The sequence below is a fragment of the Priestia megaterium genome (assembly GCF_046599315.1).
Lineage (GTDB): Bacteria > Bacillota > Bacilli > Bacillales > Bacillaceae_H > Priestia > Priestia megaterium_F.
Genome location: NZ_JBKIKC010000002.1, coordinates 458,308 through 478,584 on the forward strand (window position 1 = coordinate 458,308; position 20,277 = coordinate 478,584).

The 20,277-nt window shown below is 37.8% G+C and carries 20 protein-coding genes and 1 pseudogene; 7 read left to right on the forward strand and 14 right to left on the reverse strand.

The genetic code is table 11. From position 1 onward, the window contains the following. Positions 1-13: 13 nt before the first annotated feature. The 3 genes from pyc to ACLHDF_RS09705 form a co-directional block, all read right to left on the reverse strand. Complete coding sequence (gene pyc / locus ACLHDF_RS09695) at positions 14-3,463, reverse strand: pyruvate carboxylase (protein WP_413918652.1); 3,450 nt, start codon at positions 3,461-3,463, stop codon at positions 14-16. Between the two features lie 133 nt (positions 3,464-3,596). Further along, a complete protein-coding gene (locus tag ACLHDF_RS09700; protein WP_413918653.1) occupies positions 3,597-4,787 on the reverse strand; it encodes an FtsW/RodA/SpoVE family cell cycle protein in 1,191 nt (396 codons plus the stop codon). Between the two features lie 143 nt (positions 4,788-4,930). After that, positions 4,931-5,197 carry a YlaN family protein gene (locus ACLHDF_RS09705; protein ID WP_370506486.1) on the reverse strand — a complete coding sequence of 89 codons (267 nt, stop codon included), beginning with the start codon at positions 5,195-5,197 and terminating at the stop codon, positions 4,931-4,933. A gap of 284 nt (positions 5,198-5,481) precedes the next feature. On the opposite strand from ACLHDF_RS09705, the gene ACLHDF_RS09710 reads away from it, so the two are divergent. Then, on the forward strand, positions 5,482-5,979 hold the full coding sequence (locus tag ACLHDF_RS09710) for a peptidyl-prolyl cis-trans isomerase (RefSeq protein ID WP_413918654.1): 498 nt from the start codon (positions 5,482-5,484) through the stop codon (positions 5,977-5,979). 37 nt (positions 5,980-6,016) lie between these two features. Here the strand turns inward: ACLHDF_RS09710 and ACLHDF_RS09715 are convergent, their stop codons facing one another. Continuing rightward, on the reverse strand, positions 6,017-7,345 hold the full coding sequence (locus ACLHDF_RS09715) for a PhoH family protein (RefSeq protein WP_413918655.1): 1,329 nt from the start codon (positions 7,343-7,345) through the stop codon (positions 6,017-6,019). Positions 7,346-7,561: 216 nt separating this feature from the next. On the opposite strand from ACLHDF_RS09715, the gene ACLHDF_RS09720 reads away from it, so the two are divergent. Further along, positions 7,562-8,161: a YhcN/YlaJ family sporulation lipoprotein gene (locus ACLHDF_RS09720; protein ID WP_413918656.1), complete on the forward strand. Its 600-nt coding sequence runs from the start codon at positions 7,562-7,564 to the stop codon at positions 8,159-8,161. Positions 8,162-8,187: 26 nt separating this feature from the next. Here the strand turns inward: ACLHDF_RS09720 and ACLHDF_RS09725 are convergent, their stop codons facing one another. Further along, complete coding sequence (locus tag ACLHDF_RS09725; protein WP_413918657.1) at positions 8,188-8,643, reverse strand: pyridoxamine 5'-phosphate oxidase family protein; 456 nt, start codon at positions 8,641-8,643, stop codon at positions 8,188-8,190. Between the two features lie 186 nt (positions 8,644-8,829). Between ACLHDF_RS09725 and ACLHDF_RS09730 the strand changes: the two genes are divergently transcribed. Both ACLHDF_RS09730 and ACLHDF_RS09735 read left to right on the forward strand, forming a co-directional pair. Next, positions 8,830-9,030, forward strand: coding sequence for a YlaI family protein (locus ACLHDF_RS09730; RefSeq protein WP_013056069.1), 201 nt, complete (start codon positions 8,830-8,832; stop codon positions 9,028-9,030). Position 9,031: 1 nt separating this feature from the next. Next, positions 9,032-9,466, forward strand: coding sequence for a hypothetical protein (locus ACLHDF_RS09735; RefSeq protein ID WP_413918658.1), 435 nt, complete (start codon positions 9,032-9,034; stop codon positions 9,464-9,466). A 26-nt stretch (positions 9,467-9,492) separates the two neighbouring features. Here the strand turns inward: ACLHDF_RS09735 and ACLHDF_RS09740 are convergent, their stop codons facing one another. Next, the gene (locus ACLHDF_RS09740) at positions 9,493-9,810 is read right to left on the reverse strand and encodes a YlaH-like family protein (protein ID WP_413918659.1); all 318 of its coding nucleotides are present in this window, start codon (positions 9,808-9,810) and stop codon (positions 9,493-9,495) included. Positions 9,811-9,970: 160 nt separating this feature from the next. Then, on the reverse strand, positions 9,971-11,809 hold the full coding sequence (gene typA, locus ACLHDF_RS09745) for a translational GTPase TypA (RefSeq protein WP_413918660.1): 1,839 nt from the start codon (positions 11,807-11,809) through the stop codon (positions 9,971-9,973). A gap of 113 nt (positions 11,810-11,922) precedes the next feature. Here typA and ACLHDF_RS09750 point away from each other — a divergent pair, with 113 nt between their 5' ends. Continuing rightward, on the forward strand, positions 11,923-12,108 hold the full coding sequence (locus tag ACLHDF_RS09750) for a YlaF family protein (protein ID WP_016763441.1): 186 nt from the start codon (positions 11,923-11,925) through the stop codon (positions 12,106-12,108). Between the two features lie 107 nt (positions 12,109-12,215). Here the strand turns inward: ACLHDF_RS09750 and ACLHDF_RS09755 are convergent, their stop codons facing one another. Both ACLHDF_RS09755 and ACLHDF_RS09760 read right to left on the reverse strand, forming a co-directional pair. Next, positions 12,216-13,022 carry an inositol monophosphatase family protein gene (locus tag ACLHDF_RS09755; protein WP_413918661.1) on the reverse strand — a complete coding sequence of 269 codons (807 nt, stop codon included), beginning with the start codon at positions 13,020-13,022 and terminating at the stop codon, positions 12,216-12,218. 195 nt (positions 13,023-13,217) lie between these two features. Next, the gene (locus tag ACLHDF_RS09760) at positions 13,218-13,403 is read right to left on the reverse strand and encodes a hypothetical protein (RefSeq protein ID WP_413918662.1); all 186 of its coding nucleotides are present in this window, start codon (positions 13,401-13,403) and stop codon (positions 13,218-13,220) included. Between the two features lie 267 nt (positions 13,404-13,670). Here ACLHDF_RS09760 and ACLHDF_RS09765 point away from each other — a divergent pair, with 267 nt between their 5' ends. Next, the gene (locus ACLHDF_RS09765; RefSeq protein WP_413918663.1) at positions 13,671-14,306 is read left to right on the forward strand and encodes a YktB family protein; all 636 of its coding nucleotides are present in this window, start codon (positions 13,671-13,673) and stop codon (positions 14,304-14,306) included. A 57-nt stretch (positions 14,307-14,363) separates the two neighbouring features. On the opposite strand, the gene ACLHDF_RS09770 is transcribed toward ACLHDF_RS09765, so the two are convergent. Then, positions 14,364-14,633, reverse strand: coding sequence for a UPF0223 family protein (locus tag ACLHDF_RS09770; RefSeq protein WP_413918664.1), 270 nt, complete (start codon positions 14,631-14,633; stop codon positions 14,364-14,366). 508 nt (positions 14,634-15,141) lie between these two features. On the opposite strand from ACLHDF_RS09770, the gene ACLHDF_RS09775 reads away from it, so the two are divergent. After that, on the forward strand, positions 15,142-16,617 hold the full coding sequence (locus ACLHDF_RS09775; RefSeq protein ID WP_413918665.1) for an aminotransferase class I/II-fold pyridoxal phosphate-dependent enzyme: 1,476 nt from the start codon (positions 15,142-15,144) through the stop codon (positions 16,615-16,617). A 37-nt stretch (positions 16,618-16,654) separates the two neighbouring features. Here the strand turns inward: ACLHDF_RS09775 and ACLHDF_RS09780 are convergent, their stop codons facing one another. The 4 genes and pseudogenes from ACLHDF_RS09780 to ACLHDF_RS09795 form a co-directional block, all read right to left on the reverse strand. Beyond that, positions 16,655-16,780 carry a GapA-binding peptide SR1P gene (locus ACLHDF_RS09780; protein ID WP_413918666.1) on the reverse strand — a complete coding sequence of 42 codons (126 nt, stop codon included), beginning with the start codon at positions 16,778-16,780 and terminating at the stop codon, positions 16,655-16,657. 287 nt (positions 16,781-17,067) lie between these two features. Further along, complete coding sequence (locus ACLHDF_RS09785) at positions 17,068-17,310, reverse strand: hypothetical protein (RefSeq protein WP_413918667.1); 243 nt, start codon at positions 17,308-17,310, stop codon at positions 17,068-17,070. Between the two features lie 248 nt (positions 17,311-17,558). Beyond that, positions 17,559-18,971, reverse strand: a complete 1,413-nt coding sequence (lpdA, locus tag ACLHDF_RS09790; protein WP_013082295.1) for a dihydrolipoyl dehydrogenase — start codon at positions 18,969-18,971, stop codon at positions 17,559-17,561. A gap of 3 nt (positions 18,972-18,974) precedes the next feature. Next, positions 18,975-20,275, reverse strand: a pseudogene (locus ACLHDF_RS09795) (dihydrolipoamide acetyltransferase family protein). Between the last annotated feature and the right edge of the window lie 2 nt (positions 20,276-20,277).

A 20,277-nucleotide genomic window follows, 5' to 3' on the forward strand; every position in this document is an offset into this window, starting at 1 on the left:
GTACCTTTTTTGATTAGCTTTCTAATTCAATTAATAAATCTCCCGGCTGGATGCCATCTCCATTCGACACGTGTACTTGTTTAATTACGCCGTCAAATGGTGCTTGCACAGTTGTTTCCATTTTCATTGCTTCTGTGATCATGAGATGATCACCTTTTGAGACTTTGTCGCCTTTTTCTACTACTACTCGAATAACGGTTCCAGGCATTGAAGCGCCGATGTGGGCCGGATTTGCTTGGTCGGCTTTTCGTTTTGCCGTGACGGTTGTTTTGACACTTTCGTCTTTAATCACTACCTCACGAGGCTGACCGTTCAATTCAAAGTATACTGTTCGCGTACCGTCTGCCTGGGGTTCTCCAATAGATACAAGGCGAACAATTAAGGTTTTTCCTTTTTCAATCTCAATTTCAACCTCTTCTCCTAGACGCATGCCGTATAGGAAAGTCGGTGTATCAAGAACGGAAATGTCACCATATTGCTCAACTGCTTTATGATAATCCATAAATACTTTTGGATAAAGAGCATAAGCAATTGCATCAAAACTAGTTACTTGGCGATTTAAGTCCTTAAATAGCTTTTCTTTCACTGTATCGAAGTCCACATCTTCCAACAGTTCACCAGGACGAACTGTAATAGGTTTTCTTCCTTTTAAAATGATGCGCTGAAGCTCTTTAGGGAATCCGCCGTGAGGCTGTCCTAAATACCCTTCAAACAATTCAATAACTGAATCTGGGAAGTCAAGCGTTTCACCGCGCTCAAACAGCGTTTCTTCTGTTAAGTTGTTTTGGACCATAAACAATGCCATATCTCCAACTACTTTTGATGATGGCGTAACTTTTACAATATCACCAAATAACAAATTCACGCGTGAATACATATCTTTTACTTCATCCCAACGGTTCCCTAAACCAACTGCTTTCGCTTGTTGCTGCAAGTTACTATATTGACCGCCTGGCATTTCATGCACGTACACTTCCGTATGAGGAGCGTTCATGCCGCTTTCAAAATCTTGGTAATATTTTCGCACATCTTCCCAATAGTACGATAGCTCTTCTAGATTTTTAATATCTAGATTTGGTCTGCGGTCCGCTCCTTCTAATGCGTAATAAAGAGAGTTAGCACTCGGCTGAGACGTTAAGCCTGCCATTGAACTTACGGCTACGTCCACAATGTCTACACCTGCTTCAATTGCTTTTGCATACGTGTACACACCGTTTCCGCTTGTATCATGCGTATGAAGGTGAATCGGAATGTCAACCGTTTCTTTTAGAGCAGATACTAAGTCATAAGCTGCCTGTGGTTTTAAAAGACCCGCCATATCTTTAATGCCTAGAATATGCGCTCCAGACTGCTCAAGCTCTTTTGCTAAATTCTTATAGTAATCCAAATCATACTTACGACGTGTCGGATCTAAAATATCACCTGTATAACACATCGCTGCTTCTGCAATCTTTCCTGTTTGACGAACTGAGTCAATTGCAAGAGTCATTCCTTGCACCCAGTTTAAGCTGTCAAAGATACGGAAAACATCAATACCCGCATAAGCTGATTTTTCAACAAATTCCTTAATTACATTATCAGGATAGTTTTTATACCCAACCGCATTTGATGCGCGAAGAAGCATTTGGAAAAGAACGTTTGGCGCTTGTTGACGTAAAGTAAGCAAACGATCCCATGGATCTTCTTTTAAGAATCGATAAGCGACATCAAACGTTGCTCCTCCCCACATTTCCATAGAAAATAAATCTGGAAGCAAACGTGCAGTTGGATTAGCTACTTGTTTTAAGTCGTTTGTACGAATACGCGTTGCTAAAAGAGACTGATGCCCATCACGGAACGTTGTATCCGTTAATAGCACTTCCTTGCGTTCTTTCACCCAATTTACTAAACCTTCAGCACCTTTTTCATCTAAAATCTGCTTTGTTCCATTTTGAATTGGTTTACTTATATCGACATTAGGAACGCGAGGTTTCGTAAAGATTGGTTTTTTCTTTTCTGATACACCAGGGAATCCGTTTACCGTAACGTTCCCAATGTATGTAAGCATTTTAGTTCCGCGGTCTTTTCGCTTAGGGAAGACAAAAAGCTCAGGCGTCGTATCAATAAATGATGTATCATAAGTACCTGTTAGGAACTTATCATGTTTTACTACATTTTCAAGAAACGGAATATTTGTTTTAATTCCTCGAATACGAAACTCTTTTAAGTTCCTTACCATTTTTGATGCCGCTTGATCGAATGTTAATGCCCAAGTTGTTACTTTTACTAACAGTGAATCATAATACGGCGTAATCACAGCACCTTGGAAGCTATTTCCTGTATCTAACCGTACTCCAAAACCGCCACCAGAACGATAGGCCATAATCTTACCCGTATCTGGCATAAAGTTGTTTAACGGATCTTCTGTCGTTACACGAGATTGAATAGCATATCCATGTACATAGATTTTATCTTGTTCAGGAATTGACACTTCCTTACTGTGAAGTGAGTAGCCATCTGCAATTAAAATTTGCGATTGTACAATATCAATGCCTGTAATCATTTCAGTAATCGTGTGCTCTACTTGAACACGTGGATTTACTTCAATGAAATAAAAATCGTTTCCTGATACTAAAAATTCTACTGTACCTGCATTTATGTACTGCACTTTTTCCATCAGCTGCACAGCTGCTTCACAAATGCGGAGACGTAAGTCTTCATCTATAGAAACACTTGGTGCTACTTCCACGACTTTTTGGTGACGCCGCTGCACAGAACAGTCGCGTTCATAAAGGTGCACAACATTTCCTTGTTCGTCACCTAAAATTTGCACTTCAATATGTTTTGGATTTTCAACTAGTTTTTCGACATACACTTCATCATTACCAAAAGCTGCTTTTGCTTCTGATTTGGCACGATCATACGATTCGTTCAGGCTAGCTGCATCGCGAACGATACGCATGCCTCGACCGCCTCCGCCTAAAGCTGCTTTGATCATAAGAGGATACCCATGCTGATTAGCAAATTCTTTTGCTTCGTCAATAGAATCAATAGGACCATCTGTGCCAGGAATAACGGGAATATCTGCTCGAATAGCCTGATGACGTGCTTTTACTTTATCTCCAAACATATCAAGATGCTTGGATTTTGGGCCAATAAAAATAATGCCTTCTTCTTCACAACGTTTCGCAAATTGGATATTTTCTGACAAAAATCCATAACCTGGGTGAATAGCATCTACATCATGAGACTTAGCAATGTCGATGATGCCTTCTATATCTAAATAAGCATCAATCGGTTTTTTCTCCGCTCCTACTAAATAGGCTTCATCCGCTTTGTAACGGTGATAAGAACCCGCGTCTTCCTTGGAATAAATTGCAACAGTCCGAATATTCAGTTCAGTACATGCTCGAAATACACGAATCGCAATTTCTCCTCGGTTTGCTACTAATACTTTTTTGATTTTTTTAGTTACAAAACTCATGTTGCTAATCTCCTCTCAATTTCGTATAAACTTCAATATATAGCAAAATTGGATAAAAGAAAAGCAAAAATCAATGGAAAACGATAAAATCCCAATAAATTTTTGCTTTTTTTACACAATTTTTTCACGAAAATCAATCACTTGTTATTGATGTATTGTTCGGATGCAACACAATATTTTCCGTATTTTTTTGTTTTTTGTTTTGATAATTGACGAAAAAAGAAATATTTACAATGATCCCCATAGATACCATCAGCGTTAACAGCGAAGATCCTCCGTAACTGATAAACGGAAGGGTTACTCCGGTAATCGGAATAAGTCCAGTGAGCCCTCCGAGGTTGATGCCTGTTTGAATACCTATCATACTAGCTACGCCAATACAGATCATACTAGCAAACGGATCCTGAGATTTTTTAGCCAGCATTAAAATCCTGAAAATTAAGAAGCCTAAAAGACCGAGCACGAGCATAACTCCAAAGAACCCTAATTCTTCTGCAATAATAGCCATAATAAAATCAGTATGAGGCTCCGGAAGATAACCATACTTTTGTACACTTTCTCCTAAACCAAGGCCTTTTAAGCCTCCCGTACCTATTGCTAAATATGAATTAACCAGCTGATAACCCGTTCCTTGAGCGTTGGCAAACGGATCTGACGCGCCGGTAAAACGGCCAATTCGATTAGCAGTAAACTGACCGGTAAAAAAACCAATCGTAATAATGACCGTAAGCAAAATGATACCTAGTGCTAGCATGCGGAAAAAGGTTTTTCGAGAAATTCCCGAGCATAGCATGATCGTAACAGCAATCGCAAAGATAATTGATCCCGTTCCAAGATCAGGCTGAATAGCTACAAACCCTAACATTAAAAATACAAGACCCATAGGTCCAAAAAAAGCTTTTTTGATGTTGTCAATATATTCTTGCCTTTTAGACAAAACATACGATAAGTATAAAATAACAACAAGCTTGGCATACTCAGCCGGCTGCATGTTTGCCCCGCCAAGCTGTAGCCAACTTTGTGCATTGTTACTCGTATGCCCCATCACAAACACAAGTAAAAGCAGTACAAAAATGCCGAGAATCGCATAAGGCAGTATTTTGGGATACAGCTTGTAAGGTGTTAGCATGGTTAAAATGAACAATACAAGCGTAAAAGCAAGCCACATTTTTTGTCTGTTGTAAAAGAAATCACTTGACGTATGATATCTTGTAATACTTACAATCATACTTGAACTGTAAACCATAACTAGTCCAACCGCACAAAGAAGCAGCACTGGAATTATAATTGAATAGTCAAAATGCCTAAATATTTTTTTTACCATAACCCTCTTCCTTTAAAAATGACGTGTTTCTGTTTCGTTTCATCTTTTATGTACAAATTTGAGTAAATCAGGAAATTTCAACCACCTGTAATAAAAAACTCAAACTACGTTTGTATATAGTTTGAGTTTCGATCGCGCGATTTTTATTTTTTTGTAAACGCTTCATGCAGTGCAGAAAGTTCACGCTCGAGGCGGTCTAGCAATGTTTTTCCAACACGTTCATCAATTAAACCAAGACGAACTGCAAAATCAATTTCTCTTGATAAACCAAACATTTGTGTATCTAAAACCTCTTCATAAAGAGGACATTGTGGCATTGTTAAGTTATCCATTTGAACTTGAATTAATTGCAAAATCTTATCTGCATCAGCTTTTAACAACGCATACGCTTTTTCACGATGATCTATCATTGTCTCAGGCGTCAAACTCAATCCCTCCGTTCGCGAGCGATTACCTAATCTATCTCTCAATTTTAAAGGCTATGCTCCAAAAAAGCAAGGATAAACATGTCCTTGAGGCTGGCCGTCTTTTTTGCACTGTTACTTTCTCAAAACCATTACCATAGATATAGGAAATTTCGCACTTTCGTTGACTTTTACATTATATCATACGAGAATCACTCTCAACTAAATTTTTTCATCAAAGTGACAAATAAGTAGAAAGCGCTTATACTTTTATCAAGGGGGCATTTATTATGAATTCAATTATTATGTTAAAAGGAAAAGTAAAATATACGCTGACACTTGACCCAAGCGTGTGGATTTTCGATGACCGCAAGCGCGATATGGACGTTTTTTTTGAACACCCACCGGAGCAAAAAGACGAAACAGAAGCGTACACAAAGGCTGTTTCAAAGCATTGGGACCGTGAAATTCAAGAAGGATCCGTCTTTCCTCCTACATTAAAAACGGAAAAAAAATTTAAGAAACAGGAACTAGTAAACGGGACGTTTGGCATTTTATTTGCACCTTTTTTAGCAAACGCTTCACCTACTGAAGAAGCTACCAACGTTTCATTTAAAACAAAAGACGCGCTTATCTCTTTTTCATTAGAAGAAGCACAGAAACTAATCTTTGGTTTCAGCCAAGACGGAAAGCCTCTTAGAGAAGACGGGCCTATTTATATCTATTTACCAGATGGCTCTAATCGAAATAATCCTATTAAATATGTAGAAGAAATCATCGTTACATAATAAAAAACGTGGGGTTCCAAAAGGAACCCCACATTTTTTAAAGAATATCAGCTGCTAACTGAGCTAGCCCCGAGCGCTCTCCTTTGATTAATCGAACGTGACCTGATACTTTTTGTTCTTTAAACTTTTCCACTACGTACGTTAATCCGTTGTTATACTCATCTAAATAAGGATGATCAATTTGCGCTGGATCTCCCATAAGCACAATTTTACTCTTTTCTCCTACCCTTGTTAAAATCGTTTTAATTTCATGCTTTGTTAAATTTTGCGCTTCATCAATAATAATGAACTGTTCCGGAATGCTTCGACCTCTTATATATGTCAAGGCCTCCACTTCTATTGAACTGAGACCCGCTAAAATCGCATCCAATTCCCCAGGCTTTTTAGTGTTGAATAAATACTCCAGGTTATCGTAAATTGGTTGCATCCATGGACGAAGCTTCTCCTGCTTTTCTCCTGGTAAGAATCCAATGTCTTTCCCCAAAGGAACAATTGGACGAGCTACAAGCAACTTTTTAAAACATCCTAAATCTTCTGTCTGCATAAGTCCAGAAGCTAAAGCAAGCAGCGTTTTACCTGTACCAGCCTTTCCAATTAAAGTGACCAGTTGAACGTCATCTCTAAGAAGAAGCTCTAAAGCCATAATTTGCTGAACATTTCGAGGTTTGATTCCCCAGATATGGTCATATTCAAATAAAAGCTTTTTTACTTTCGTTGTTGTTTGATCGACAATGCCGATGGCTGATCCAGATCCTCCAAATGCATCTTTCATGACTAAGAATTGATTTGCAAAAAAGGAGTGGTTCGAAATTTGAGAAGTTAGTAATTCCCCTTTTTCATAAAATTGACTCAGCAATTCTTTTGCAATATAGACTTCTGAAAAGCCTGTATAAATACTATTAAATTCCACTACTCGATCACTTAAAAAATCTTCTGCCTTTAACCCGATTGCGTCAGCCTTCACACGTACTAACACATCTTTACTCACTAATATCACTTCACGCCCATCTTCTTTTGTTTCCTCTTCAAGAGATAGATTTTTAGCAACAGCTAAAATTCGATTATCATTTGTTTTTTCTACAAAGATTTCTTGCAGCTGTTGAAAAGAGCGATGATTGAGTTCAATTCGCAAATGGCCCCCATTTTCTAAAGGGATTTTCTCATACAACTTTCCATGCTGTCTTAAGTTATCAATGAGTTTGGATACCTGCCTTGCATTTCGTCCGACTTCATCCATGTTTCTTTTTTTCGAATCAACTTCTTCTAGTACAACGGCCGGAATCACTACTTCGTTATCATCAAATGAAAAAATTGAATGCGGATCTTGTAATAAAACATTCGTATCTAATACGTAAATTTTTCCCAATAATTCAGCCTCCTACTCCGATTGTTTTTCCTGTAAGGAGTGAAACAAGGCACCCATCCATTTATATACTATGTAGTGTACATGTGTGAAGTGACCTTAAATAGACGGACCATTTTCTTTAAATATATGAACGCGTGTATAAAGATAGAAGAACTATTAGAAACTAAATACAAATTACTACAAAAAATGAGTCATTCATAAGGAGGAGTCTCCCACATGAACAAATTTTTTCTATCCATTAGCTTATGTTTTATTACGCTAACCGGCTGCAACAATAACCAAGCAGACGTTGAAGAAGGACAAAAAACAGATCGAATTGTACAGGTCAAAAATTCATCTCCTGAACGCTCTCACAAACGTACTGCTAATGAAATATCAGCGCATTTAGTTGAATTGGCTTCAAGCGTTCCGAATGTAAACGATGCTACTGCCATTGTACTCGGTAAGTATGCAATCGTAGGCATTGACGTTGGGAAAGATATTGATCGTTCAGAAGTAAGTTCAATCAAATATACAGTTGCTGAAGGTCTGAAAGCTGATCCGTACGGTGCTAATTCTGTTGTTATTGCAGATCCTGATACGGTCGCTCGGCTAAAACAAATTGGAAATGAAATTCGCAAAGGTCGGCCGGTTACAGGATTTTTAGATGAATTAGCAGCCATTGTGAACCGAGTGATGCCTGAATTTGCAGAAGAAATTCGCCGAAACCCTAGTTCAACAGGCACAAACAATCAAAAATTAAATAACAAACAAGAGCAAGACTTAAAGAATGAGCAGGAAAAACAATCTAATAATCATCTTCAAAAAAATGAATAAGAAAGTCGCTTAGCGGCAGGCTGCTGCTAAGCTTTTTTTATCGCTTCAATTACTTGCTTATCGAGTTTAGCGGCTGCTACTGGGTCATATGTCTTTTCATATGAAGGATTTACTGAAATCTTAGAACCATAAAACATGACATCTCTTACTTCATTAATATCTAGTTCAACTAGCGTTAGCTTCAAAGCTACACCTTCTAACTTTTCCTGCAATACCTCAGCTATTCCGCTGATGGAGTAGCATGATTCATTGGCAAGAATATTTACCACTGCTTTATTCGTATGTTTAATGTTTTCTACAATCCTCGATTTGACATCTACAGCAAATCGAATTTTTTGCTTAGTCGGAGCTACTAACCACGAAATGGCACTAACATTTGGACCGTTTGTTTCAAAATCAATAGTTGAAATGGTTGCAAATCGCTCTGTCTGCAGCTCATCGTATAATGCATCTACTAAGTGAGACTCGACTTCGTTGGCCATTTTCATCCCTCCTACTGTTTATGTACTTATCTAGTTACTATCTTCGAGCTAACAAGTAAAATTACCTGCTTTTCTAGGAATGTTTTCCTAACGTTCCTTTTCTGCTGGGAGACAGCCCCTCAAAAAAACTTTATAAAACAAGAATTTTCGGCTAGAATGATGTATAGAGAAGTTGAGGTGATAGAAATGAGAGTACAATGTGTCATGTGCGATAAAATTGAAACAATTGAGGATGAAACGCTTGTGGCAAAACGACTGCGCAACCGTCCTATCCATACATATATGTGCAATGAATGTTCTGAACGGATTGAAAAACGAACTAAAGAACGCATAGCTACTGGTAACTTTAAACTATATGAGTCGAAAAAGACAGAGGAGGATTGGTAAGGTGATCCGATTAGGAATAAGTATTGGCATTTTAAGCGGGATTATTCTTGGGTTATGTTTGAAGTCGATAGAATGGCTAACCGGCAAACAAGTTTATACCCTTTTATTAAATGTTGATTTTATTCCTATCATTGGTCCTATTCAATGGCCTGAATGGGTAGAGTTTGGTTTTCATTTATTGATTGCCGTTGTAATTGGGATCGTTTTTGTTTACATAGTAGATAAATTAACTAATCGATCTATTCAAAAGATTATATTGTGTTCCTTTTTATTAACACTACCAACCATTCCTCTTTATTTCCCATTGACGTTGCTTGCGCTCAAGCCTACGCCTGCGGTGGATGATGCGTTAGCGCTTTTTTATTGGACAGCTGGTCACTTAATTTTTGCAGCTGTTCTTACCATCGGCTATATCATACTAAAAAGACGCTTGTAGCTACAAGCGTCTTTTTATGTAGTCTTTTATGAATCCAACGTGGAGTTTTGCTTTTTAGCCTGATACAGCCGTATTTTATAAATAATCAATACAAGTGCTGCAACCACAAGCCCTTCAGCTACAGGTAAAAAGATGCCTAAAAATGTTAATATCGTACATCCAAAAGCTAAAAATAGATAAATAACTACAGATTTTAAAAGCGGCAGCTTCTTCGCAAACCCGAGTTTGTACACAAGAACAGATAGCCCTAAGATTGTAAAGTATAACAGCCACATCCCTATTTTTGCATGTTCATCTACTTGATACAAAGCAGCAAAAAATGAAAGGTGTTCTTTTACATCCATAATCCTTCCCCCTATTCCTTACTTTACATTATTCGATATAAACCACCTTTTTCCTTTCCATATCCCCCTTTTATAAAACGCTTCCAAAAGATAGAAAATTCTGATATAATAGATAAAAAACAAGCCGCTAGCAAATATAGCTAACGACTTACTTTTTCTATTACTTCGTGTCAGCGTATTTTTTCTTTTTCGCTGCTTTTTCACGCTCGTTTTTATCAAGAATTTTTTTACGTAGACGAATAGATTCTGGTGTGATTTCACAATATTCATCTTCGTTTAAATATTCAAGTGATTGCTCTAGAGACATGATGCGAGGTTTTTTCATACCTGTTGTTTGATCTTTGTTGGCAGAACGCATATTCGTCATTTGCTTCATTTTACAGATGTTAACAACGATATCATTTTCACGAGTGTGTTCTCCTACGATCATACCTTCGTATACTTCTGTACCTGGCTCAACGAAAATTGTACCGCGGTCTTCTACGCCTTGAATTCCATAAGTAGATGATTTGCCGCTTTCCATCGAAACAAGTACACCTTGACGGCGACCTCCAACTTGGCCTTGCTGCATTGGTTGGTAGCTATCAAATGAATGGTTAATGATACCGAATCCACGAGTTAACGATAAGAACTCAGTTGTATAACCGATTAAACCACGTGCAGGAACCATGAAGATCAGACGAACTTGACCGCTACCGTTGTTAATCATATCAACCATTTCACCTTTACGAGCACCCATTGATTCCATAATAGCACCCGTATGTTCTTCAGGCACGTCGATTTGAACACGTTCAACCGGCTCACAGCGAACACCATCAATTTCACGTACGATTACTTCAGGTTTTGATACTTGAATTTCATATCCTTCACGACGCATATTTTCAATTAAAATAGATAAATGAAGTTCTCCACGTCCTGAAACGACCCATACATCCGGTGAATCGGTATTTTCGACGCGTAAACTTACATCCGTCTCAAGTTCAGACATTAAGCGCTCTTCAATTTTACGAGATGTAACAAACTTACCTTCACGGCCAGCAAACGGTGAATTGTTTACTAAGAACGTCATTTGTAAAGTAGGTTCATCAATACGTAAAATTGGCAGTGCATCTTGGTGGTCAAATGGACATACTGTTTCACCTACGTTGATGTCTTCCATTCCTGATACAGCGATCAAGTCTCCTGCTTTTGCTTCTTGGATTTCAACACGCTTTAAGCCTAGGAAACCGAATAATTTTGTTACGCGGAATTGTTTTACCGTACCATCAAGTTTCATTAATGCAACTTGCTGGCCTACTTTCATTGTTCCGCGGAATACGCGACCTACACCGATACGGCCAAGATAATCATTGTAGTCAAGCATTGCCACTTGGAATTGAAGTGGTTCTTCGCTGTTGTCTACTGGCGCTGGAATGTGCTCAATAATTGCGTCAAATAAAGATGACATGTTCTCATCTTGCTTTTCAGGGTCTGTGCTAGCTGTTCCGTTAATTGCTGAAGCATAAACAACAGGGAACTCAATTTGTTCCTCGCTTGCACCTAGTTCAATAAATAAGTCAATTACTTCATCCACTACTTCAGTTGGACGAGCAAAGTCACGGTCAATTTTGTTGACAACAACAATCGGCGTTAAGTTTTGCTCTAATGCTTTTTTCAATACAAAGCGAGTTTGAGGCATACATCCTTCGTATGCATCTACTACAAGTAGAACACCGTCTACCATTTTCATAATACGCTCAACTTCTCCACCGAAGTCAGCATGTCCTGGCGTATCCATGATGTTGATACGCGTATCTTTATAATTAATAGCTGTGTTTTTCGCTAAAATTGTAATTCCACGCTCACGCTCAAGGTCATTTGAATCCATCGCACGTTCTTCAACATGCTCATTAGTACGGAATGTTCCGGACTGATGCAATAATTTATCTACTAACGTTGTTTTCCCATGGTCTACATGGGCAATAATGGCAATATTACGTAAATCTTTACGAATGTTCACGCATTTCACTCCTATGCTTGTAATAACTAAGCTATTATATCACACTAACTCTAGAATTGCCGAATGATTTTGTTGTACACTATAAATATCCGTTACAAATGGGAGGAATCAACATGAGAAACATTAAGTGGGTATTTGTTTTATATGCATTCATTGCAACTGCGGCAATTATGTCAATTGGCATATTTATCGGAGAAGGAAGCGCTCTCGGGGTCATTTTAGCTATCGCAGCTTTAATTGTTGTAATGGGCCTTGGCTTTACAACTAAGAAAAAAATGCGAGAAAAAGGGCAGCTATAATTTCTTGCGATGATTGAAAGCGTCATGGCCATTTGCAGCATCAAAATGGTGCATGACGTTTTTTCATCACAAAACTCTTCGACTACACCTAAGTCTTCACTTCTATTTTATTTTTTCCACTTGCCTTCGAGATACGTACGAAAGATTTCGTCATGTAATGTTGGTTTGCTTACAAACACACTGCTTTTTTCTAGAATTTCCAACGGCTTTCCTTCTAAATCTGTCATAACTCCTCCAACTTCTTCAATTAACACTTTACCCGCTGCAAAGTCCCATGGAGCCAAACGTAAAGTAATATATCCATCCAAGCGTCCGGCAGCCACGTAAGCAAGTTCAATAGCTGCGGACCCATATGAACGCGTCCCTCTTACTTTACGCACAAGCGGGCTTAATACAGAAGGGTCAATACGACGATTTTCCGTCACCCAGGTTGCATTCAGACTAATAATAGCTTGTTCAATTGGTACAGGTTCAAGCTTGGGCAATTCAATGTCATTCATGAACGCTCCGTGTCCTTTTAAAGCATAATACAGCTCATTATGAATAACATCATAAATATAACCTGCTTGTCCTACACCATTTTCAAATATACCGATGGAAATAGCAAAATTTCGCTGCTGATGAACAAAATTCATCGTACCGTCGATTGGATCGATAATCCAAATTGTTCCTTCTTCTGATTCAAGCTCTTCTCCGTACCCTTCTTCTCCAAGAATGTGATGTTCCGGAAATGTTTCGTTGATTTTTGAGATAAAGAACTGTTCAATTTCTTTATCCATATTTGTCACTAAATCATTTGGATTCGATTTCGTTTGAATGAGAAGTTCTTTACTAAACGACTGTTGAATTTTTTGTCCAGCTTCTTTTAGCCACTCTTTAACGTATGTATCAATTTCTGTCCAGCGTTGTGTCATCTCAATTCCCCCTCAAAAATACGTCTCTTATTTAAGCTTAAAAAAACCTCTGCAAGATGTCAATTAACAGAGCACGTGGGAGAAGAACTGCCGCTTCTTCTCCCACGTGCTCTGTTACCACTTATGAATTTGCTCATTCAAATTAATCCTTTTTTACAGTTTACCCTTATTTGTTCTATTTTATTCCCCTATCTGCTATTGAAGAGATATCATTTCTTCACGAAGTTTCTCGAGCTTTCGCTTACATTTTAGTTTTTGTTCCTCATTATTCTCCATCATTGCTTCATATAACGTCGCTAACTCGTAATCTAACTCCAAACGAATTACACCTAATCTTTTTTGTCCATCATTCTTCTTATACATATTCACCACTTGTTTCATGTTTCAAACACCCCTCTCAAATTATTGAACCCGCTTATAGAAAACTAAATTTTCAGATATTTTGATTGATATAGTCTATGTCGAAACCTAATCTCATGTAACTAAATTGTGTGATTACCTATAAAAAAATGATAGACACGTTTTGACAAGCATATGCGAATTAATTGGTATTTATGCTTTTCCTGTGGTAGAATCTTCGCGTAAATCATACTTACTTGCATAGATGCACAGCAGCTATACATATTCACTAAAAAACGGAGGTTTCACATGGCATTCTCAGGATTTTCACAAGATGATTTTAACGTATTCCATATCGAGGGGCTTGATGCACGTATGGAAGCCATCAAGACAACGATACGTCCAAAATTCGAACAACTGAGCAATCATTTTGCTCCTACTCTTTCTTCACTTTGTGGAGATGAAATGTTCGTACACATTGCCAAACATGCACGAAGAACAGTTAACCCGCCAGCAGATACGTGGGTAGCCTTTGCTAACAGTAAACGCGGATACAAAAAGCTCCCTCATTTTCAAATTGGCCTTTGGGAAACACACGTCTTTGTGTGGTTCGCCGTCATTTACGAATCACCTATTAAAGAACAATTTGGAAAACTGCTAAAACAAAACATCGAGGAGATTCGCCAAAATATCCCAGCCTCTTTTGTTTGGTCGAAAGATCATACAAAACCTGACAGCAAAAAGATGAGTGACTTATCTTCTGAAGACTTAGAGAGTTTGTTTGATCGTTTAGAGACGGTTAAAAAAGCTGAGATCCTATGCGGCATTACAATTCCAAAAAAAGAAGCGATTGCAATGAACGGCGAAGAATGGATAGCTCGTATTGAACAAACATTTCATACGGTAACTCCATTATATGAACTAACTAAAAAAGCATATGCATAATTTTAACGAATTGATATAAAAAAAAAATGGAGCCAAACCTTAGCTTGGCTCCATTTTTTACATTTTTATGATATCTCCAGAAGAAGCCGTTTTTGCTTTTTGAATCGTCCGATAAGAAGAGTATTTGCTTTGATCTTCAAAATCGTTACAGATTGTCTTTTCTTCTGCTTTACTTGGCACAATTTCTTTAAATCGGCGATAGACTGCCATTAGCTGATCGCGCTCAATACCTTTTTCATAAGCTCGTTCAATACTTTCAAAAAACTTCACTACATCAATAATTTCTTCTGTACTCCAATCAAGGGAGATAGGGTATTGATATTCCACTTTTCATCACTCCATTTATTTCTTCAATCTATGTATATCTATATTCTTAACTCTATCACAATCTATAATGTACACAAAATTTATTCTCTTTTCACGCAAAAAAAATACTCCTTTTTTTTCTTTTTATTTTCTCTTTAAAATATCTTTGCAAATGGTTTAATAAGTGCTATAATTCTTTTGTTTTATGGGGATTTTCAAAACATAAGGAACTATAAAATAATGAGTAATAAACAGTTTACAATTACTTGTATTTTTTAACCAAAAATTGTATTTATATTATCAAACAGTAGTAAACATACACGTTTCATTCATTTATATAATGGTTAAAATCAAGAAAACTGCCGAGTAGAATTTCTGTTGAGCCTGATACTTTAATATGTAGAATTCAACAGACATTGCTTTTTGTATATAAAATTGAATGCTGTGATTTGATAAAAAACAATCAAAGTCCCTCTAAGCTTTGCTTAGAGGGACTGACAATTTATGATAAAAGAGGTGTATAGCAAAGTTGTCTTCTCAATTTTCAACTCCATTATTTACTGGATTAGTCAATCACGCTATGAAAAATCCAACGCAATTTCATATTCCTGGACATAAAAAAGGAAATGGAATGGACCCTGAATTCCGCTCCTTTATTGGCGATGATGCTTTGTCCATTGATTTAATTAATATCGGTCCTCTTGATGATCTTCATCAGCCAAAAGGGATTATCAAACAAGCACAGGATTTAGCTGCAGAAGCATTCGGTGCTGATCATACTTTTTTCTCCGTTCAAGGAACGAGCGGAGCAATTATGGCAATGGTTATGGCAACATGTGGACCTGGAGATAAAATTATCGTTCCTAGAAACGTGCATAAATCTGTTATGAGTGCAATTGTATTTTCAGGAGCTACGCCTATTTTTATTCATCCTGAAATTGACGAAAATCTCGGCATCTCTCACGGTATTACATCGGACTCTGTAGAAAAAGCCTTAAAACAGCATCCTGAAGCAAAAGCAGTGCTTGTTATCAATCCAACTTATTTTGGAATTTCCGGAGATCTTCGTAAAATCGTAGAAATTGCCCATTCATATCAAGTTCCTGTACTTGTTGATGAAGCTCACGGTGTTCATATTCACTTTCATGATGATTTGCCTCTATCTGCTATGCAGGCCGGTGCAGATATGGCGGCAACAAGCGTGCACAAATTAGGCGGCTCTATGACACAAAGTTCCATACTAAACATACGCGAAGGCTTAATTTCTCCAAAACGCGTACAGTCTATTTTAAGCATGCTAACAACAACATCAACATCCTATTTGCTGCTGGCTTCTTTAGATGTTGCACGAAAACGTTTAGCAACAGAGGGAAAAGAGCTGGCGGAACGTGCAATTTCTCTTGCTGAAAAAGCACGAAAAGAAATCAATACAATTGAACATATCCGCTGTATAGGTAGAGAAATTTTAGGCACAAAGGCTACTTATGATTTAGATCCTACTAAATTAATTATTTCTGTTTCAGATTTAGGAATTACGGGATACGACGTAGAAAAATGGATGCGTGAAGCTCATAATATCGAAGTCGAAATGTCTGATCTTTATAATATTTTATGTATTATCACACCTGGAGATACAGAAGAAGATCTTTCACGTCTAGTTACAGCTCTGCGTGAATTATCCATGAAGTTCCATAACCTTTCTGAGACAACAGCAAAACCAGCTATTTTATTACCTGATATTCCTGTATTGGCTCTAACACCTCGTGATGCTTTTTACGCTGAAACGGAAGTAGTACCTTTTCACGAGTCAGCAGGTCGTATTATTGCAGAATTTGTTATGGTCTATCCTCCAGGTATTCCCATTTTCATTCCTGGGGAAATCATTACTGAGGAAAATTTAACATACATTGAAACAAACTTAGAGGCAGGCTTACCGGTGCAGGGTCCGGAAGATTTTGAATTAAAAACATTTCGTGTAATTAAAGAACATAAAGCAATTCAATAAAAAAAGGTGCGAGACTTCGCACCTTTTTTTTATTAAATCAATCTAAATCTTCATCTGCTTTTTGACATTCTCCGCTTTTACATGTTGAGTATAATCGCGTCACTTTCTCATTTTCGAAATGATCAATTGTGCAATTACATGTTTGACATACGATTGTTCCCATTTTGTAAACTCCCCTTTAACCGTCTTTTTTGTAAGCGTTTTATAACTCTTGATATTATATTATTATGTCACATTGAATATGTCAACAACTAATTAGTATGTCACATTAAAAATATTTTTCATATAAATGTTATATTTGTTTTAATAAGAACTGCATGCTTAGCAGCCTCTATATCAGCCTTGTTTCTATCCATCTAGATTAAGAAATAACGTCTGATTTCACATTTATTTCAGCGTAATAAAAAAGAGCGTCAGCTTATGTAAACTAATGCTCTTTTTTATGCAACCTTACGCGGTGCAAAATAAAATTAGTTGATAACATGTCAAGCAGACAGCTGAAGTTACGCCTGTTATCATAAGTGCCAGTCTTTTAGATTTGACGTTCATTTCTGCTATACCGTAAGCTAAATAAGCAAATACTAAAAATAAAATAATTTTAGATGTTAATTGATCACGTTTTGATACCAATTCAACCAGTGAATAACCCATCCAAATAACAATGTGTAAGCTCCAAACGAAATACGTCTTCATAGCTCCTTCGCCGCCTTTTCATTCGTTACCCAAAAGAGCAATCTTATATCCTGCTATAAAAAGAGCACGTCCCACTTCATATGTATGCATCTAGAGCTCATTTAAGACTGTCTTAGCGCTTTTTATATGTTTCTTCTAGATATTAATTACCAGCAATAAAAAAACTGTCTGACAAGCATCTGATACTTTATGAAAACTGTTTTCTTCAAAAAAAAAGCTGATGCGTATGCATCAGCTTTTTAAAAACATTATTTTACAATGTGAATTGGGCTTCCAATAGCTACTTCAGCAGCTTCCATTGTGATTTCACCTAATGTTGGGTGAGCGTGAATTGTTAATGCGATATCTTCAGCTGTTACGCCAGCTTCGATAGCAAGACCAAGCTCAGCGATCATATCAGATGCGCTAGGTCCAGCGATTTGAGCACCAACAACTACTCCGTCTTCTTTACGAGTGATAAGCTTTAAGAAGCCTTCTGCAGCGTTAAGTGCAAGTGCACGTCCGTTAGCAGCAAATGGGAATTTAGAAGCTTTAACAGCTAATCCTTCTTCTTTCGCTTGTGCTTCAGTGTAACCTACAGATGCAAGCTCAGGCTCAGAGAATACAACTGCTGGAATTCCTAGGTAGTCAATTTCAGCAGGTTCGCCAGCGATTACTTCTGCAGCGATTTTACCTTCGTAAGAAGCTTTGTGTGCAAGTGGTGGTCCAGTTACGATATCACCAATTGCAAAGATGTTGCTTACAGATGTACGAGTTTGGTTATCAATTTCGATAAGGCCACGGTCAGTCATTTTAACGCCAACTTGCTCAAGACCAAGCTCATCAGTGTTAGGACGACGACCTACAGTAACTAATACGTAGTCAGCATCGATTACTTTTGACTCACCGCCTACTTCAAACGTAACTTGTACGCCATCAGCAGTTTCTTCAACACCTTTAGCCATTGCTTTTGTATAGATTTCAACGTTTCCTTTTTTCTTAAGGTTACGTTTAACAAGTGAACTCATTTGTTTTTCAAAACCAGCTAAGATTTCATCAGCAGCTTCTACAAATGTAACTTCTGTACCAAAGTTAGCAAAAGCAGTACCAAGCTCAGTACCGATGTAACCTCCACCGATTACAACTAATTTTTTAGGAACTTCTTTAAGCGCTAATGCACCTGTAGAGTTGATTACACGCTCAGAGAATTTGAATCCTGGGATCTCAATTGGACGAGAACCAGTTGCAAGGATTGCATTTTTGAATTTGTACGTTTGTGCTGAATTTTCATCCATTACACGTACAGTTTCGCTGTCAACGAAGTAAGCTTCACCTTTTACGATGTCAACTTTGTTACCTTTAAGAAGGCCTTCAACACCGCCAGTAAGTTTGTTTACAACGCCGTTTTTAAATTCTTGAACTTTAGAGAAATCAACAGTTACGTTCTCAGCGATAATCCCCATGTCTTCAGAATGTTTAGCGTGTTCAAAACGGTGACCTGCAGCGATTAATGCTTTTGAAGGAATACAACCAACGTTTAAGCATACGCCTCCAAGGTTACCTTTTTCTACGATTGTAACTTTTTGACCTAATTGAGCTGCACGAATTGCTGCAACATAGCCACCAGGGCCAGCACCAATGACAAGAGTATCAGTTTCGATTGGGAAATCTCCTACTACCATTTATTACGCCTCCATTAATAATAATTCTGGATCATTTAATAAACGCTTGATTTGGTTAAGAGCGTTTTGAGCTGTTGCACCATCGATAATACGGTGGTCAAAGCTTAGTGATAATGCTAATACTGGAGCAATTACAATTTCACCGTCGCGTACAACTGGTTTTTCAGCGATACGTCCGATACCTAGAATTGCAACTTCTGGGTGGTTGATAACAGGAGTAAACCATTGTCCACCAGCAGAACCGATATTTGTGATTGTACAAGAAGCACCTTTCATTTCAGCAGGAGCTAATTTACCCTCACGTGCTTTTCCAGCAAGGTCGTTAATTTGATCAGAAATTTCGAATACAGATTTACGATCAGCATTTTTCACAACTGGTACTAAAAGACCTTTTTCAGTGTCAGCAGCGATACCGATGTTGTAGTAATGTTTTTGAATTACTTCATCTGTAGAGTCATCAATTGAAGTGTTAAGAGCTGGGAACTTCTTAAGTGCTGAAGTTAACGCTTTTACCACGTAAGGTAAGAATGTTAATTTAATACCTTGATCTGCTGCAACTGTTTTGAATTTTTTACGATGAGCAACAAGAGCTGTTACATCGATTTCATCCATTAATGTTACGTGTGGTGCAGTGTGTTTAGAGTTAACCATAGCTTTTGCGATTGCACGACGGATACCGCTCATTTTCTCGCGAGTTTCTGGTAAGTCGCCTTCAGGAATAGCTTGTGCTGCTGCTGCTTTTGGTTCAGCTGAAGCAGTTTCCTCTTTAGCTGGAGCTTCAGCAGTTGCAGTAGCTGTAGAGCCACCAGATAAGAAGCTATCGATGTCATCTTTAACAATACGTCCGTTTTTACCTGAACCAGGAACAGCTTTAATGTCTACACCTTTTTCACGAGCATATTTGCGCACTGAAGGCATAGCAATTACTTTACGGTTAGGATCAACATCAGCTTGTGCTGCAGGAGCTGTTGCTTCTTCAGTCACTTCTTCAGTTGAAGCTTCTTCTTTAGCTTCTTCTGCTGGTGCATCGTCATGATCGTCACCTTTGAATTTTAAGTCTTCGTATCAGGAGCATCAAAAGTAACGATAACTTGTCCTACAGTAGCTACTGTACCTTCGTCAACTTTTACTTCTAATACTTTACCTTTTACAGGAGATGGGATTTCAACAACAGCTTTGTCATTTTGTACTTCTGCTAGTACATCATCCTCATCAATTTCATCTCCAGCTTTTACGAACCATTTTACAATTTCACCTTCGTGGATACCTTCACCGATATCCGGCAGTTTAAATTCAAATGCCACGT

Excerpts from the sequence above, each read along its gene's own strand:
- pyc (WP_413918652.1), bottom strand. The coding sequence starts at position 3,463 with ATGAGTTTTGTAACTAAAAAAATCAAAAAAGTATTAGTAGCAAACCGA.
- ACLHDF_RS09700 (WP_413918653.1), bottom strand. The coding sequence starts at position 4,787 with ATGGTAAAAAAAATATTTAGGCATTTTGACTATTCAATTATAATTCCA.
- ACLHDF_RS09705 (WP_370506486.1), bottom strand. The coding sequence starts at position 5,197 with ATGATAGATCATCGTGAAAAAGCGTATGCGTTGTTAAAAGCTGATGCA.
- ACLHDF_RS09710 (WP_413918654.1), top strand. The coding sequence starts at position 5,482 with ATGAATTCAATTATTATGTTAAAAGGAAAAGTAAAATATACGCTGACA.
- ACLHDF_RS09720 (WP_413918656.1), top strand. The coding sequence starts at position 7,562 with ATGAACAAATTTTTTCTATCCATTAGCTTATGTTTTATTACGCTAACC.
- ACLHDF_RS09725 (WP_413918657.1), bottom strand. The coding sequence starts at position 8,643 with ATGGCCAACGAAGTCGAGTCTCACTTAGTAGATGCATTATACGATGAG.
- ACLHDF_RS09730 (WP_013056069.1), top strand. The coding sequence starts at position 8,830 with ATGAGAGTACAATGTGTCATGTGCGATAAAATTGAAACAATTGAGGAT.
- ACLHDF_RS09740 (WP_413918659.1), bottom strand. The coding sequence starts at position 9,810 with ATGGATGTAAAAGAACACCTTTCATTTTTTGCTGCTTTGTATCAAGTA.
- ACLHDF_RS09750 (WP_016763441.1), top strand. The coding sequence starts at position 11,923 with ATGAGAAACATTAAGTGGGTATTTGTTTTATATGCATTCATTGCAACT.
- ACLHDF_RS09755 (WP_413918661.1), bottom strand. The coding sequence starts at position 13,022 with ATGACACAACGCTGGACAGAAATTGATACATACGTTAAAGAGTGGCTA.
- ACLHDF_RS09760 (WP_413918662.1), bottom strand. The coding sequence starts at position 13,403 with ATGAAACAAGTGGTGAATATGTATAAGAAGAATGATGGACAAAAAAGA.
- ACLHDF_RS09765 (WP_413918663.1), top strand. The coding sequence starts at position 13,671 with ATGGCATTCTCAGGATTTTCACAAGATGATTTTAACGTATTCCATATC.
- ACLHDF_RS09780 (WP_413918666.1), bottom strand. The coding sequence starts at position 16,780 with ATGGGAACAATCGTATGTCAAACATGTAATTGCACAATTGATCATTTC.
- ACLHDF_RS09785 (WP_413918667.1), bottom strand. The coding sequence starts at position 17,310 with ATGAAGACGTATTTCGTTTGGAGCTTACACATTGTTATTTGGATGGGT.
- lpdA (WP_013082295.1), bottom strand. The coding sequence starts at position 18,971 with ATGGTAGTAGGAGATTTCCCAATCGAAACTGATACTCTTGTCATTGGT.